This window comes from Vibrio sinus (genome assembly GCF_023634645.1).
Taxonomy (GTDB): Bacteria; Pseudomonadota; Gammaproteobacteria; order Enterobacterales; family Vibrionaceae; genus Vibrio; species Vibrio sinus.
Window position 1 is genome coordinate 130,936 of the sequence record NZ_JAMKMR010000005.1, and the last position, 15,941, is coordinate 146,876.

Genomic DNA, 15,941 nt, shown 5'->3' on the forward strand with positions numbered 1-15,941 from the left:
ACATATATTGGGTTGAAATTTAGCCACTAGTGCAAAGTTATGCCAACTAACGATATTACTCATCCATTTAAAGTTCGGTCAAAAAAAGCACCTTTACCAGATGATAATAAATGGTCGAGACTCATAAACAATTCGTATAAGCCAGATTCAAGCCTCTTACCAATATCAAACTATATATATAACCTTGTGGTAACACAGGCTAAACGTACGAAAAACAAATATCCTAATCTGACTCTCCATCGTACAATATATACAAAAGGGTGTTATATATTAGATTCACTTAATAAAAGTGACTACTTATCATGCATAGATGTTGAAGATCAAGTTAAGTACCATAAAAGTCATCTTAACTTAGACTCTGTGCGTAGGATTGATAAAAAAATAGCCACACTTATCATTAAAAACTGTTTATGGGCATTATCATTAAAAAGAGGTTATAGTTCTTCGAAATCGTTAAGTATTGTTGTTAATGGCGCAAAAAAATATGGTATTAAAGACCAAGATATTCAAGGTTCTAGCAAATATTTCTCATTTACGTCTTCGTTGAAACCAACAGGAGTGATTGCTTATTTTCGAACAGGAAGAGAGGGCTCTGGTCACTCTGGGCTTGCTCTTTTGATGAGAGATCAGTATCAAGATGATGAGTATGAAACACATACTGTGTGGAGAGTAAAAAGGTGGCATCACTTAATGATCAGAAGTAATGACAGAGTAAACAAGCCTTTTTTTAAAACTCACATATCAGATCCTATTAATACAGCAATCGGCAAAGATATCGGTGATATCGTTGATCTTGAGCCATCCAATATGGATAAGGACTTCAAAAATGTTTGGCTTCGATGTTATCCGGTAGACTTAGCTTCGGCTGATAACGTTTTTGAAATGCTTGATAGACGAGGGGCGCATTTATATGATCAGGTAAGCCAGCTTGTTGGTCGGAAGTTAAAAGATGAAAATAAGAAGGAGCTACCCAAAGATAGTTCTATTAACGATTATATTAAGTCAAGAAGAGATGAGATTGAAAATAAATATGTAAAGTACAATCAGGTTAAATGGAATTGTCACAATTATGCAGTTTTCGCTTTAGCATTTTTTGGTATAAGTGATCCCTATTTATATACTGGATTTAAGCCTCGTTCAACAGGTGGCCTTCAACAAGCTGCATTCTTTAGAGACGGTAATGACTTAAATGAAAATTCGTACTCAAAATATGAAAACTATTCCTACTATCAGATGTCCAACTATGAGATGGGGAAAGAATGGATAGTGAAGTTTCATGATGTATCTTCGATAGAAGAATGGAAGAAACAAGAAGTTAAAAACAAGAAAAATAAAACTTTCTCAAAAACAATTTTTGAAACTGAGCGTGACAGAAGGGAAAAAGAAAGGGTCACAAAGAATGACTTGGATATTGTATTTACTGAGCCAACATTATCTCATAAATTTAGTTACTATGACATTGCAAAAAGAGAGATAAAACGCGGAAGTATAAAACGTTCTGATGTCATGATTAAATCTATAATATTGGCCATTTTTTCTGACTATATAAAGAGCAATAACTTTTTAAAGTTACATTGGAGAGCTCATTCAGATGTCGCTGAGAGCTTTATTAAGAAATTTAGCTCCAGAAAAGCAACGGCGGCGAACTATTTCGACTGTATATCTTTGTCTTGGGCGCAGAGAGGTTCAAGGTTTAATACACGTAATGGAGGCGGTAGTTATGCTAGAAGGTTGGCATTTTGTTCGTCTCTTCCACGCTACCTACCCGCAATACTGCAAGATCTTGGATATAGAGATAAGGAGATTGATATTGCCCTTTCAGGTATAAATAAATATCAGAAAGGCCCAGTAGATAAAGTTTAAGAAAACCATAACTAGAGCTATGGGTACATCGGGTGCAAGAAGAGTTTGCACCCGATAGCTGAGACCACCAGAGGTCAATTGTTCTAAGGTGTCTGGACCCGATGAAACATTTTATAAAGTACAGGGACCACAATAAGCGTCAGGACAGTAGCAAACCCTAATCCAAACATAATGGTGACCGCCATGGGTTTAAAGAAGATATCTGGAAGTAGGGGGATCATGCCCAATATTGTAGTGATGGCTGCCATACAAACTGGGCGAACCCTGCTGAGAGAAGCATCCACTACCGCATCATAGGCATCTTTGCCTGAGCGGATCTCTATTTCTATTTGGTCTAATAACACGATGCCATTCTTAAGTAACATGCCGGATAAGCTTAAGAAACCAAGCAGTGCCATAAAGCCAAATGGCGTGTTCAGCGCCAACAAGCCGATAGTGACACCAATGATCGCTAAAGGTACTGTTAACCAGACAATCACAGGTTCCTTGACGGTTTTGAACAGCAAGATAGTGATGATGAACATGAATAAGTATCCCATTGGCATGCTAGTAAACAAGCTAGCTTGTGCATCCCTAGAGGACTCGTATTCTCCGCCCCATTCAAGGCTATACCCCGGCGGTAGTTTTATCGCATCCACCAGTGGTGTTAAGCGTGCTTGCAACGTGGCGGCGGTTTCGTCACTTAGAATGTCCGGGTCTGCCATGACAGTGAGCATGCGTTTGCGGTCTTTACGAATGATGAGAGGATCTTCCCAAAAAATGTCATAACCCAAAGCAACTTGTTGTAGGGGTATATAATCGCTTAGGGCAGGGCTCCAGATATTGATGCTATCAATATTCCTGATATCGACGCGTTCTTCATGAGGCAAACGAGCAATGATGGGCATGAGCGTTGTCCCATCACGATATGTACCAATGGTCATACCTGAGAAAGACATGGATAAAAAGTCATCGACGTCTGACTTAGTGATACCGTAACGCCTTGCTTGGCTTTCATTGAATTGGGGCTCCAGAACTTTGGTTCGTTCGCGCCAGTCGTGACGTATGTTCGTCGCACCCGGATCGTTATGCATTATCTCGCTCACCTGTGCCGCGATGGTACGCAAAACGGTCGGGTCTGAGCCAATGATTCGCGCTTCGATTTTAGAACCGCTAGAAGGGCCAAGCTGAATCTGTTTTAACTTATAGTCAAGCTCTGGATAGTTTTTGTCTACATAAGTTCGGAAGTGTTCCATCAGCTTGGGCAGTGATTCAAAGCTATCAACACGAGTAATAATTTCGCCATAAGCAGGATAACTTTTTTCAGCCGTATAGGTGAGCATGAAGCGCGGTAAGCCTTTCCCTGCGGTTGTGGTGACATGCTCTACGTGTTCTTGCTTGCTAAGCCAAGACTGCAGCTGGCGAACTTTATCATTGGTTGCGCGAATATCGGTGCCTTCAGGCATCCAAATATCAACGAGGAACATTGGTGTGGTTGAAGAAGGGAAAAAAGCTTGTTTAATAAAACCAAAGCCATAGATGCTTGCAGCGAGACCTGCAATCAATACGAAGACGGTTAGCCAAGCTCGTTTCATACAAAACTCTAGGAAGGCTTTATAGGCCGTAAATGCGAACCCGTTGTATAGTTCACCATCGTCCGATGTCTGTTTTTGTTTCATTCCTTTAAAGAACAAATCGGCGAAAAATGGTGTAAGCGAGATGGCCGTGAACCAGCTCAACATCAAAGAGATAAGCAGTACGACAAATAACGTGCCGCAATACTCACCTGTTGCATCATCGGAAAGCCCTATCGGTGCAAATGCGGTGATGGCGATGACGGTTGCACCCAGTAGCGGCCACTTGGTTTGCGTAACAATATCCGTCGCCGCTTGCATACGAGTTCGGCCTTTTTGTGTACCAATGAGTATGCCTTCGACAATAACAATGGCGTTATCCACCAGCATTCCGAGTGCAATGACGAGAGCACCAAGCGAGATCCTTTGCAAATCGATGGCGAAAAGCTTCATGAAAATAAAGGTACCGAGTACGGTAAGAAGAAGGATAAGGCCAATAAGTAGGCCGGATCTCAACCCCATAAATAGCAGCAGGACAATAATGACGATAGCGACGGCTTGACCTAAACTGACGACAAACCCGCTGACGGACTTTTCAACCTCAGTTGGCTGGCTGTAGATACTTTCAATATCAATGCCTAGAGGTTGCTGACCCTTTAACTCGGCAAGCCTTTGCTCAACCTTTTTACCGACATCAACAACGTTGACCCCGCTGGCGAAAGAAATACCAACGTTAATGGCAAGCTTCCCATCGAAGTTGACGATATTATCTGGAACCTCAATATAACCGCGTTTTACGTCAGCCACATCTCTTAGATAAATGAGGCCATCGGTGCCACTGTCGGTGACAATCAAATTGCCTAACTGAGAAACGTCTTTAAACTCACCTGTTGGCTGTATACGAATATACTCACTGCCAATTCTGGTCGCGCCTGCGTCACTAACCGCATTTTGTGTCGCGAGCAAGTCAAAGACAGTATCTGGAGAAATTCCGAGACTGCTCAATCTCTTCATTGACGTTTCTAGAAACACTTGCTCTTGTTGCGTGCCGCTAACGGTGACTTTGCCTACGCCATCGACGAGCTCCAACTCTCGTCGTAGATAATCGACATAGTCCAGCAATTCTTTATAGCTATAACCTTCACCAGTTACCGCAAACAAAACGCCATAAACATCACCAAAATCATCGACAACTTTCGGCTGTTCGACGCCTGGAGGGAGGTAACGTTCTTGATCATTGACTTTTCGGCGAAGTTCATCCCAAATTTGGGGTAAGTCGTCGGGTCCGTAATTATTCTTCATCGAAACGGTAATTTGGGACAGCCCCCGGCTGGATATTGAATTAACTTCATCCACGTACGGCAGTTGTTGCACTGCTTTTTCCAACGGGTAGGTGACTTCTTCCTCCACTTGTTGTGGAGTAGCTCCTGGATAGGAGGTGACCACCATGGCGTCTTTTATGGTAAAGGCGGGATCTTCTAGTCGACCTAATCCAAAAAATGCTATCAAGCCACCGACAAGAAAGATCAGCGATATCATCCAGCTTATGACTTTGTTTCTGATGAAGTAAGCCGCGACTCCTGTTATGTCCTTATCAGATTGAGGAGTAGTGTTACTATTTTCATTCATTGGTATCCCTTCCTGGTAAGACTTCGACTTTCATCCCGTCGCGAAGTTTGTTAATGCCTGCGGTGACGACAATATTATTTGAGGTGAGCCCTTCTAAGACTTGGATGTGATGGTTGGTCGCATTACCTACCATCACTTTTTGTTTAGACACTGTGTTGTCGTCATTCAATACCCAAACGAATTTCGTGTTTCTGTCTAAATCGTCTCCGTCAGAATTAAAAATGGCTTCAATAGGAACGAGCACTGTGGGGCTAAGCTCGAAGTCTGTATTTTCTCTTGAAGCGCGGATCTGCATCGCCATGCCGTCAAGAATGATTTCATTCTCTGGCATGGGCATTTGGAAGGTCACGGTGAAGGTTTCTGTTTCAGGGTTTGGTTCGGTAGTGAATTCCTTAATGGTGGCTGGATATTCTTTACCACTCGGTGTGCGCACAAAGGCTTTGAGTCTAGAAAGCTTGTCGAATGTCGGTCGATTAGTATATATGCGGTCGGGGACTTGGACTTGAATATCTAGATCAGACAAGTTTTGGATATTGAGCACAGGTTGACCAACTTGGATGTTTTCAAATTGTTCAACGTCCACGACGGAAATGACACCATCATAAGGGGCGACGAGCTTGGTAAAAGAAAGTCGTAGTTTGGCCAACTGGAGATCGGCCAATGCGATCCCCCTTTCGGCCGCAAGCTCATCAAACTGAGATTTTGCAAGCAGGCCTTTCTTCACTAGTGGCTTAGAACGTTGAAATTGATTGTTAACCACTTTATAGCTGGCAGACGTATTATCCACATCCAGTTGGTAATCGGTTGGGTCTAATATCGCGAGCACGTCGCCTTTTTTAACTTGATCACCGCCTTTGACGTTAACTTTTATGACCTCTCCAGACACACGAAAGCTTAAGTCCGCTTTGTCGGTGGCATTGGCCGTAGCGGGGTAATATACCGTGCCTTTGTCAGTACTGTCTTTTAGCTCGGAGACTTTGACTCTGGCCTCTATTTTTTGCTGAGTTGGCGTTTTGTCTCCACATCCTATGAGGACTAGTGGTGTGAAAAAAAGCAGTATCCATTGCTTCATTTTTTACAATCCTCTTTCTTTAATCCATTCGCGTACTTTGGTGTCAGGATTCACCGAGCGGACACCAGAGACAATAATTCTGTCGCCATCATTGAGACCTGAAAGTACCTCTCTCTCTGAGCTAAGTTCAATCACGGATTTTTCTACGCTTCCATCTTGGTTTACTTTCCAAACACTGATGGCGCCGTTTTCTTCTATCACGGCTTGTTTCGGTATAGGCGTAGCTGTTGCAGATTGAATCACGACATTGACGATCCCAGACATACCGGGCAAAACGCCGATATCATTGGGCCTATTCATAACAAGTGTGACTTTATAGGCACCTGTTTTGGGGTCGGCTTGGGTACTAATTTCTTGAAAGGTGAGAGGGTAAGATTGATCAGGAAAAGCGTCGAACCTCATGGTGAGCTCAGGGTTCTCATCTTCTTTAAATTTCTGCAATAGATAATCAGGTAACTGAAAAACGATTTTTAACAGTTGATCGGTTTGGATGTTCATCACCTCTTCTTTTGCTGCAATGAATTGATAACTGTCTGCTGAAACGTATGAAATTGTGCCGTCGTAAGGGGCGATGAGGTTGGTATAGCTTAGATTCGCTTTTGCTTGTTCTAAATCGGCTTTGGCGGTCTTTAAGTTTGCCGTCGCTTCGTCAAAATCTTGGTCTGAGACGATTTTGTCATCGTGAAGCTTTTTATATCGTTTGTATTGCACTTCCGCCAATTTGTAACTCGCATTGGCTTTTTTCTCCAACAATGCATACTCATCTGGATTTAATGCTGCGAGTTTGTCTCCTTTGTGGACTTGTTGTCCTGACTTTACTTGAATGGATTGGACCTCACCAGAGACACGAAAGGCTAAGGAAGCTTTATCTCCAGCCTCAGATATGGCTGGGAAGTTTCGGCTAAATTGGCTGTCGCCAACGGACACGGAAAGTAGCTTGGCTGGCCTTGACTCTGGCTCTGGATTAGGTGGCGATTTTGGTCCACATCCTGAAATGAGAAACATAGCTATAAGTATGGTAAGTCCCTTACCCATATAATTCATCCATAAATTCTTACTGAGTACACTAGGTTATCAGTTTAGCAGATGGAGGACAGTAAATTTTCGGTATAACTGTTATGCTCAATATTCTGATAATAAAGCCACATTTGTTGTTTGAATCTTGTTGGTTCTGTGACCAAGGTTACGGCGCTTGATACCTGTGCTATCGCGTTAAGGTATGCTGAGAATAGCTATACTGTAAATAGTGATGAGCGGTGACATGTCAAGGGGATTCGCATACATTCTATTCTCGGTAATTAGCTCACCGTAAATTTGGATCTGATCAAGGATGATGTTATGAAACAAATTATCCAGCTATGTACTTTAATTTGCAGCTGTATTTCCAGCAGTATCTTGGCCTATGAACCACAAATACTGACCACCGAAGAAAGGCCTCCTTTCCACTATGTTTCGGACGGTGTTGTGGTAGGAAGTGCGACGCAAACGCTTACCTGTACTCTTGATAAGATTGATGTTCCGTATGTGATTAAGGTGATGCCTTGGCTTAGAGCGCAGTCAGAAGTAAAGTCAGGTAAAGCATCGGCATTTTTTTCTGCCTCTCAAAGTGATACAAGGGATGAGTACGCTATTTTGTCTAACCCGTTTGTCAAGCAAAGCTGGAATTGGTATGTACTTAAAGGTTCAACCCTTTTACCTAGCGCATCCAATTTTAAAAGTACCGCTCGCGTAGCAGGTATCTTTGGTGCTAATGCCAGTAAATGGTTAGAAAAAAATGGCTATAATTTAGTGGATCATAAGCTCGATAATTTGAGTAAGTTAGTGAGATTGGCTGAGTTAAAAAGAGTCGATGCAATTTTTGGAAGTAGCGTATTATTTGATGACTTTCTTAAGAAAAATAATAAATTAGATCTATTTGATGTTTATGTAGAAAGCGAAAAATCTTGGGGCATCTATTATTCAAAAGACTATCTATCCAAAAATAAAGGTTTTATGGATGCGTTGAATACTACTCTCGCTTCTTGTCAGTAACTAGGATATAAACCATTCACTCTCCTTTGGAGGTATATTTTTCAAGCAAGGCTAAGATGGGTTGACTATGCTTTTAGATAAGTAAGCTCAGCCAATATTCGGCCAATGGCAATCAATCAGATAATTCGTATTCAAAGATTCAAATTGTTATGGGTATGCTGAGACAGTAGGTTATGGTGAATAACTGTTTGGCTAAGGTGCATCGGCGTAGACCACATAATTGGGACAGAGAGAATATGGATATTCAAGATTTGATTGGTTCACAGCTCGATAATATGGCCAGTGAAAAGGTGGCCTTTGACACTTTGCATTTTTTATACTGGTACCGAATGGCTAATAAGGACACAGTGCTTTCGGTTTCAGAGGCAAACGAATTACTCGCCTCTTCTCAAACAGAGCCATGGTTGGAGTTATCGGGTGATTATGATTCTAGTCAAAAACTTATTTGGTATTACAAGAAACAGTAGTTAGTGGTGCTTTATCATCGAGTTTTGCACTGGAAACATTTTGGGTGTAATTTTTTACAGAGATAGTCATGGGCGATCCTTCTATCGTGGTACTTAACCGATGGCTAAGCTGACCTTCGTTGTTTTCAAGCGTTGTTTCTGATCCAGATGTCAAATTAACTTGGATAATCTTTCCCGAGCGTTGACATAATTCCTTTCCAAGCTTATTTATAAATCTCCCTCTAATGTCCTCTGTGTTGTGAATCCTTGTTATTGAGCGGCGTATTGTGATGTTGTCGAGTAACACATAATCGAATTCATCTTTTGGCGATACAGTATAAAGATTGTATTGCTCAGAAAATGTGCTGCTGCTAGCGTGGCTAGCTATCCAATAAAAATAGGGAAGCTTATCCGTGTGCGTATCATCAACGTACAAAAGCTTGGGATACTCTGTTTGTGGCATCTCGGGATAGTCACCATTGAAAATATGACAGTCTAGATTGCCTTCTCGCGTGATCTGGATGACGACGCCTGAAGCGTTGATCACTTCAACCAGTAATATTTCCCATCGATATTTGAACACAGCGAAGGACTGGCCATTACTTAATGTAAGCCAATCCAACTCTGCGAGCATTGCACCGCAGCCGTATTGGTCGTACATTCCATGATGATTTATCGCATCCAAAAAGTTTTCTTTTTGTGTCCAATTGTCATGTATCAACTCATCTACTTTTATGATTTTCCAGCCATCCAATGTTTGTTGGTTATAAACATTCACCAACTGTTGTTTGGTGAGGTTGTCACCATATGAATAATTGCCAATGCTATAGACAAGGTAAAAAGATGAGTCGTTACATTCGACGATAAACCCTAGGCGTTTGGCTTTTTTGCCTTTGTATATTTGATTATGGTAAGCGCAAGCCAAGGACCAGATGGATGTAAACTCAGTACCAGAAAAGTTATTGATACCAAGCTCAATTTTATTGTATTGGTAGAGTGGTTTGCTAGCGGAGTAATTAACAAAATCGACTTCATAAATCGTTAATACATCGAGCGTTTCCCTGTTGTGAATGCTGGTGAAAATCGCCAACCCTGAGTTTGGGGGTGTGAAGGAAAATGGTGTAAAAGAATCAAATTCAGCACAGTTTTTAGAATTATCAGGGCACGGGTGGGCCTCAAAGGTCTTGGGTAATTTTTCAGGAGTATTTTCTAAAAACAAGGATCTTTACTCGGCTACTATTGTGATTGTTTGCTTTTCTCTTTATATCAATCCTTAACTTATGGCTTCCTAACGACCAAATATTAAAGTCGTTAATATAACCTTTCCCCTATTTACATAAAATTCCAAATTCACGCACAATATTCTTGCACAAATGCACAGCCACATGAGAAGTACCGTTTGACGTAGGCAAATAGGGAAGTTTAGGCATCGCATCGTTCTGGGTAGTGCCATTGATAGACAATAAGAATTAATCTATCATCTTTGCAGGCATAATTGATAATAATATCTAGGAGCCTTGCATGAATGCACAAGGAATGGATTGGAACGATATTCCGTTTGTACTCGCGGTGTGTGAGACGGGGACACTTTCAGGCGCTGCAAAAAAGTTGGGGGTCAATCATTCAACGGTTTTCCGCCGAATTGAAGGAGTTGAATCCAAACTGGGCGTTACCTTGTTTGAACGTTTGAACAGTGGGTATGTGATGACCCCAGTAGGAGAAATGTTTTTTCATCAAGCATTGTCACTACGAGAGGGTGTTGATCGAATTCATCGTGAATTAAGTGGCCAAGATTCAAGATTAGAAGGGACGTTAGTGGTCACGACTACCGACTCTCTATTGTATATTTTTGCAGATGCGTTTATCGGTTTTCAGGATAAGTACCCAGACGTTGAGTTACGTGTACTGTCAGGGACGAGACACCTTGATTTAGTACAACGAGATGCGGATGTGGCACTTCGCCCCACACTTTCACCACCAGAGCATTGGGTTGGTCGGAACCTTCTCACTCTTTCTTATGCGACTTACGCAAGCATCGACTATATCGAGAAAATAGCCCAATTAACGCCTGATCAATACCGTTGGATTGCGTTAGTCGATAACCTCAATCAGTCTGCAATGAATAAAATGACACAGAAGCTAAAACACAGGGATGCAAAGTGCACCATTACCAGTTCGCTAATGGGTGTGTATGAGTTAGCCGTTGCAGGTCTTGGAGTGACGGCATTGCCGTGCTATCTAGGAGATCATTGCAATAGGTTGCAACGTGTACATGACGAGATGAGTGAGTTTAATAGTGATCTCTGGTTACTTGCCCACCCAGACATGCGTAGAAGCGCTAAAGTCCATGCGTTTTTTGATTTCATTACACCGATAGTGAGAAGTCAGCTAGCGGTCCAGGCACAAAAGCAACATTGAGGAAGTGTGACCTTTGTGCCTATCGTACATGTTATGTGGAGGGACTAGGAAAAGTCCGGCGTATCCAGCGTCTCACCACTGTGCTCACCTTGAACGGCTGCCACATACGCTTTGGCCGTGTCTTCGGCAGATAAACCTGTGCTTGAATCCATACCCATCATTTCCATGGTTTCTTTAACAAAGACAGGGCTCACCGTATTGACTCTTAATCCTCGACCAATCTCTAACGAGACCGCTTTTGAGAAGGACTCTAGTGCGCCGTTTGCCATGCTGATGGCCACAGAGCCCGGCATTGGCTCTCGTGATAAAATGCCTGACGTTAAGGTAATGGAGCCGCCATCACTCACGTAGTGCTGACCGATACGCACCAAGTTGATTTGACCCATTAACTTGTTGGTTAATGCCAATTGGTAATCGGCGTCGGTCAACTCACTGAATGGGGCAAATCCTGCCGCTCCCGCGGTACACACCACCGCATCAATTTGTCCCACCGTTTCAAAAAGATGTTGTATTGACTCTTTTGAGCCCAGATCCACCTGTACATCACCATCGCGGTAGCCTGCGCTGATGATTTTGTGTTGTGAAGACAGCTGAGCTGCGACGGCTTTACCTATAGTACCTGTTGCGCCTATCAATAAAATTTTCATCGTATTTCTCCCTTGAGTTTAGTTGGCATTAGTTGGATGGTTTACGTTGTTTTCTGATGCTTAAAATATAACCAGACAACGATTGCAGGTAAATTCCAATAATGCGCATAAGGAGTTTGCATGGATGCACAACCCAGAAACTGGTAGTTGGCGTTAGTTATGCTAGTGCGAATATACTCGGGGTAAGTGACTGATAGATTTTGATACTTTGTTGGGGTAATGTGAGGGCTTTGACGGAATTTACTATACGGAGTACCAATGTTTATTGATCATCTCGGTGCGTTTCTTGTTGCGATTACGCTTCTTACGTTAACGCCTGGTTTGGATACGGCTGTCGTTATTCGTAATACTACGCGAGGTGGATTTCGAGATGGCTGTGTGTCTAGTTTGGGCATTTGTAGTGGTCTATTTGTACACGCGACCTTTTCGGCTATCGGTATCTCGGCAATCTTAATGCAGTCTGCAGAGCTGTTTCAGGTAGTGAAGTGGGTTGGTGCTATTTATTTAGTGTGGCTTGGTATTAATAGCCTTAGAGCAACACTATCTGGAGAAAAAGGGCTAAAGGTCGATGTGTCTAGTAAAGGTCAAGTGAGTTCAAAACGCTCGTTTAGGGAGGGTTTTCTTTCCAATGTCCTAAACCCAAAAACAGCCGTGTTTTATTTGGCATTTTTGCCTCAGTTCATCGATCCACAAAGCTCCGTGGTGTATCAATCTTTGGCAATGGCGGGCATTCATTTTGTCATCGCTATGCTGTGGCAATGCAGTTTAGCGGCGGCACTGGGTTACGCGACCAATTTGCTCAAAAGTGCTAACTTTCTTCGTTGGATGGAAGGAACAACTGGAGTGATACTTGTTGCGTTAGGGATGGCACTGTTCATGGAAGATCCGCCTACATCGCTTTAAATAGGACTAAGCCCAAGTCGTAGCTTGGGCTTATCAAGTCTAATAGCAGTATGAGCTAGTGAGGGCGTGGGCTGAATTTTTTGTTAATATCTAAAGCCACGTCAATGTTGTCGAGCAAGGTGTCCACAATGTGGGCGTCTAAATGGGAGCCACTGGATTCTTTCAATTGCTTGATGACATCCTCAATTGGCCATGCTGGCTTATATACCCGTTCATGGGTTAGCGCATCAAATACGTCGGCGACCGCAATGATTCGTGCTTCTATGCTTATCTCATCACCCTTCAAGCCTTGAGGGTAGCCAGAGCCATCGACTTTTTCATGATGTTGATGGGCGATGGTAGCTGCGGTTTGGAGGATACTGCGCTTGGAGCCGGCTAAAATTTTGTAGCCAATCTCCGCGTGCGTTTTCATTACTTCCCATTCTTCTTCATTGAGCTTACCTGGTTTCAACAACACAGAGTCCGGAATCGCAATTTTACCTACATCGTGCATTGGCGCAGCTTGGCGCAATAAAGTTGCTTTTTCTTCTGGGTAACCCAGAAGTTTGCACAGCTGATAAGAAAGCTCAGAAAGCCTTCTCACATGGTTGGCGGTTTCTTCGGAGCGGGATTCAACGACGTCACCCAGTCGATAGATAAGCTCGCCTTGTGTATCGATAATTTCTTGTCCTAAGAAGAGGTTTTCAAAGGCTAGGCTAACACTGTAAGAGAAAATGGTTAAAAGTTGGCTCTCTAGCTCAGTGATTTTTCTTGCCCCTTTAAGGTAAAGTAGGCTGGTTGCACCGGAGCTAGTGGAAAAGTAGCCGACGAAAACATCGTCTTCAATGATACTTTGTTTCGCAGCGATGGCTTTTTCAAGGTATTGCTTCACGTCATCATCGATACTTTGGTCATGCAGCTCTCCAATTCGAGCTAAAACTTGGTAATCGCTGTGTGGCTCGGCAAGTGTAGTCAAACCTCGCACACTGACGAGCATACTTTGATCGTTCATTCTGAGCAAAGACAGCACTTGTTGTAAGATGCCGTTAGAAAACGCTTTAAGCGTATGCTGTTGGAAAATGACAGCGGTAGACTGAATGACTCTTTCCAAACCTTGTCGATAATTCTCTTCAAGCTCTCTAGCTTGCTCGACTTTTACAATGTCACGGTATGACCGTATAGCGGCGTATACGGTAGTGAATAGCTTCTGGCTACTTAGCTCAGTTTTTTCTTTGTAGTCGTTAATGTCATAACTGGTGATGACCTCTTGTTCAGGGGCCTGTCCCGGTTGACCGGTTCGTAGAACAATTCGGGTGAAGTGATTGCCAAGGTCTTCTCGGATCCAACGCGCAACTTCAAGTCCTGCATTGTCGGTTTCCATCACTACATCAAGAAATACTAGCGCGATATCGGTAGTCGTTGACATCTTCTCCTTTGCTTCTGCTCCAGAGTAGGCATGGATAAATTCGAGTGGTCGATCATCTAATTTAAAGCGTTTAAGCACCATTACCGAGACTTGGTGCACGTCCGGCTCATCATCTACAATCAAGACTTTCCAAGGAAGTTGTGAAGGCTCATCCAGTTCTCGAAGCAGTTTTAAAGGCATAAATTCATCCCTAAATAGAAAATTCGCATCCAAGCCAAGATGCTATAAAGCGCCATTCTGTATATTTGTGTTTCTTATTATTGGTATAGATAAAAATCGTCATATCTACAAGCTGGGCATTGACAATATTGTCCGCTGACTGTCAAAGTGATAATTGCTGCACAATTAGAATAGTAGACTCTATTAAAGTTACTTCCATTGATGGATTCTCGATTCTGATACAAGCTGTGCCGTTTTGGCAGCTTTTATTCTGTGAAAGTGACAGGAGTCAAAGCCTTGCGGATAGGTGTCTCAAATGTGATACGGGTGGCTATTCTTCGATTCTATGCAAGCACATAACAGTGCCCTTGCTCGCTTTATATAGCAATCAAAGACACTGTTTATAGTATTTGTTTAAGATGCTGAAGGGGAGGTTGTGGCGGTTTTTGGGCTATTCAGACCAGCCATAAACTGCGCGGTCTCTTCTGCGACAACATGACGCAGTGCAATAAGGCCGATCAAGTTTGGAACTGCCATCAGACCATTGACGATATCTGCAATGATCCAGATGACGTCTAGGTGTAGAAACGCGCCAGATGCGACAAGAGCAATGAACACCAGTTTATAAGCCTTTACCGCTTTGGTTCCAAACAGATAAACGATGCATCGCTCCCCGTAGTAGTTCCATCCCAATATTGTGGTAAAAGCGAAAAAGATAAGCCCGATGGAAACGAGTAGTGGTCCGATGCTCTGACTAGACAGGCCAATGGCAAAGGCGTGTGTCGTCATTGCCGCGCCTGAAGAATCACTGTTCCAAGCGCCAGTTAGGATTAATGCCAAACCCGTCATGGTGCATATAATGATGGTGTCGAAAAATGTCCCAGTCATGGAAATCAATCCTTGTTTGGCTGGGGAGTGGGTTTTGGCAGCAGCAGCAGCGATGGGGGCGCTACCAAGTCCGGCTTCGTTAGAGAATACGCCGCGAGCAACGCCAGCTTGGATCGCCAGCATGATAGTGGCTCCCATAAATCCGCCACTTGCTGCTGTTGTATTAAAGGCTGAGCTTAATACAAGCTTAAATGCTGCGCCCAGTTGATCGATATTACAAACGCTCAAACCCAAACAGGCCAAAACATAGAAAATGGCCATAATCGGCACAATTTTCTCAGCAACTTTCGATATAGACTGAATGCCGCCTAGTGTAACAAAGGCCACCAAAATGGTGAGAGCGGCTGCTGTGAGATATTTTGAGATACCAAAAGAGATGGTTGTTGCTTCAACGATGGCGTTAACCTGTGGGAAGGTACCTATACCAAACAAAGCAACCGCTAAAGCAAAAACTGAGAAAAGGGTGGCCAATGTTTTCGATTTTACCCCATCTTTGAGGTAATACATGGGGCCACCTACTATTTGTCCATTTGAATCCAATTGTCGAAATTTGACCGAGAGTAGGCATTCAGAGTATTTGGTGGCCATCCCAAACAAGGCCGCCAGCCACATCCAAAATAGAGCGCCTGGTCCACCAAGTTTAATGGCCGTGGCAACGCCGACAATGTTGCCTGTGCCGATAGTGGCAGAGAGTGCAGTGCATAGGGCGGAAAAGCTAGAAATGTCCCCGTCGCCTTTTTTTGAATGACTTGCTTTGGAATCTTCTCTAGAAAATACCATTTTTAAGGCGGTAGGGAGGTAGCGAACCTGTAGCGCGCCAAGGCGAAAGGTAAAGTAAACTCCAGTACCAACAAGCAGTACCAACAGCGGTGGTCCCCAGATAAATTTATCGACGGATTGTAAAATGGGTAGGATATGGTTCATTGA

12 protein-coding genes are annotated in these 15,941 nt (G+C 43.0%); 5 read left to right on the forward strand and 7 right to left on the reverse strand.

Going from position 1 to position 15,941, the window contains the following annotated elements:
* The first annotated feature begins 39 nt into the window (after positions 1-39).
* Positions 40-1,863 carry a hypothetical protein gene (locus M9194_RS07360; RefSeq protein ID WP_250611980.1) on the forward strand — a complete coding sequence of 608 codons (1,824 nt, stop codon included), beginning with the start codon at positions 40-42 and terminating at the stop codon, positions 1,861-1,863.
* A gap of 83 nt (positions 1,864-1,946) precedes the next feature.
* On the opposite strand, the gene M9194_RS07365 is transcribed toward M9194_RS07360, so the two are convergent.
* The 3 genes from M9194_RS07365 to M9194_RS07375 are packed head-to-tail and all read right to left on the reverse strand — an operon-like array spanning position 1,947 to position 7,152.
* Positions 1,947-5,045 (reverse strand): efflux RND transporter permease subunit, encoded by a 3,099-nt coding sequence (locus tag M9194_RS07365; RefSeq protein WP_250611981.1) that lies wholly within the window; start codon positions 5,043-5,045, stop codon positions 1,947-1,949.
* On the reverse strand, positions 5,038-6,117 hold the full coding sequence (locus tag M9194_RS07370; protein ID WP_250611982.1) for an efflux RND transporter periplasmic adaptor subunit: 1,080 nt from the start codon (positions 6,115-6,117) through the stop codon (positions 5,038-5,040). The genes M9194_RS07365 and M9194_RS07370 overlap by 8 nt, the downstream gene beginning before the upstream one ends.
* 3 nt (positions 6,118-6,120) lie before the next feature.
* On the reverse strand, positions 6,121-7,152 hold the full coding sequence (locus tag M9194_RS07375) for an efflux RND transporter periplasmic adaptor subunit (RefSeq protein ID WP_250611983.1): 1,032 nt from the start codon (positions 7,150-7,152) through the stop codon (positions 6,121-6,123).
* 303 nt (positions 7,153-7,455) lie between these two features.
* On the opposite strand from M9194_RS07375, the gene M9194_RS07380 reads away from it, so the two are divergent.
* Both M9194_RS07380 and M9194_RS07385 read left to right on the forward strand, forming a co-directional pair.
* Positions 7,456-8,148, forward strand: a complete 693-nt coding sequence (locus M9194_RS07380) for a substrate-binding periplasmic protein (protein ID WP_250611984.1) — start codon at positions 7,456-7,458, stop codon at positions 8,146-8,148.
* A gap of 236 nt (positions 8,149-8,384) precedes the next feature.
* Positions 8,385-8,615, forward strand: a complete 231-nt coding sequence (locus M9194_RS07385; RefSeq protein WP_250611985.1) for a hypothetical protein — start codon at positions 8,385-8,387, stop codon at positions 8,613-8,615.
* On the opposite strand, the gene M9194_RS07390 is transcribed toward M9194_RS07385, so the two are convergent.
* Positions 8,590-9,813, reverse strand: a complete 1,224-nt coding sequence (locus M9194_RS07390; RefSeq protein ID WP_250611986.1) for a hypothetical protein — start codon at positions 9,811-9,813, stop codon at positions 8,590-8,592. The two genes, M9194_RS07385 and M9194_RS07390, sit on opposite strands and share 26 nt — an antisense overlap.
* A gap of 302 nt (positions 9,814-10,115) precedes the next feature.
* On the opposite strand from M9194_RS07390, the gene M9194_RS07395 reads away from it, so the two are divergent.
* Positions 10,116-11,012: a LysR family transcriptional regulator gene (locus M9194_RS07395; RefSeq protein WP_250611987.1), complete on the forward strand. Its 897-nt coding sequence runs from the start codon at positions 10,116-10,118 to the stop codon at positions 11,010-11,012.
* Between the two features lie 44 nt (positions 11,013-11,056).
* On the opposite strand, the gene M9194_RS07400 is transcribed toward M9194_RS07395, so the two are convergent.
* Positions 11,057-11,659, reverse strand: coding sequence for a short chain dehydrogenase (locus M9194_RS07400; protein WP_250611988.1), 603 nt, complete (start codon positions 11,657-11,659; stop codon positions 11,057-11,059).
* Positions 11,660-11,917: 258 nt separating this feature from the next.
* Here M9194_RS07400 and M9194_RS07405 point away from each other — a divergent pair, with 258 nt between their 5' ends.
* Positions 11,918-12,562 carry a LysE family translocator gene (locus tag M9194_RS07405; RefSeq protein ID WP_250611989.1) on the forward strand — a complete coding sequence of 215 codons (645 nt, stop codon included), beginning with the start codon at positions 11,918-11,920 and terminating at the stop codon, positions 12,560-12,562.
* Between the two features lie 55 nt (positions 12,563-12,617).
* Here M9194_RS07405 and M9194_RS07410 read toward each other — a convergent pair whose 3' ends face one another.
* Both M9194_RS07410 and M9194_RS07415 read right to left on the reverse strand, forming a co-directional pair.
* Positions 12,618-14,147 carry an HD domain-containing phosphohydrolase gene (locus tag M9194_RS07410; RefSeq protein WP_250611990.1) on the reverse strand — a complete coding sequence of 510 codons (1,530 nt, stop codon included), beginning with the start codon at positions 14,145-14,147 and terminating at the stop codon, positions 12,618-12,620.
* 393 nt (positions 14,148-14,540) lie between these two features.
* On the reverse strand, positions 14,541-15,938 hold the full coding sequence (locus M9194_RS07415; RefSeq protein ID WP_250611991.1) for an alanine/glycine:cation symporter family protein: 1,398 nt from the start codon (positions 15,936-15,938) through the stop codon (positions 14,541-14,543).
* Positions 15,939-15,941: the final 3 nt, after the last annotated feature.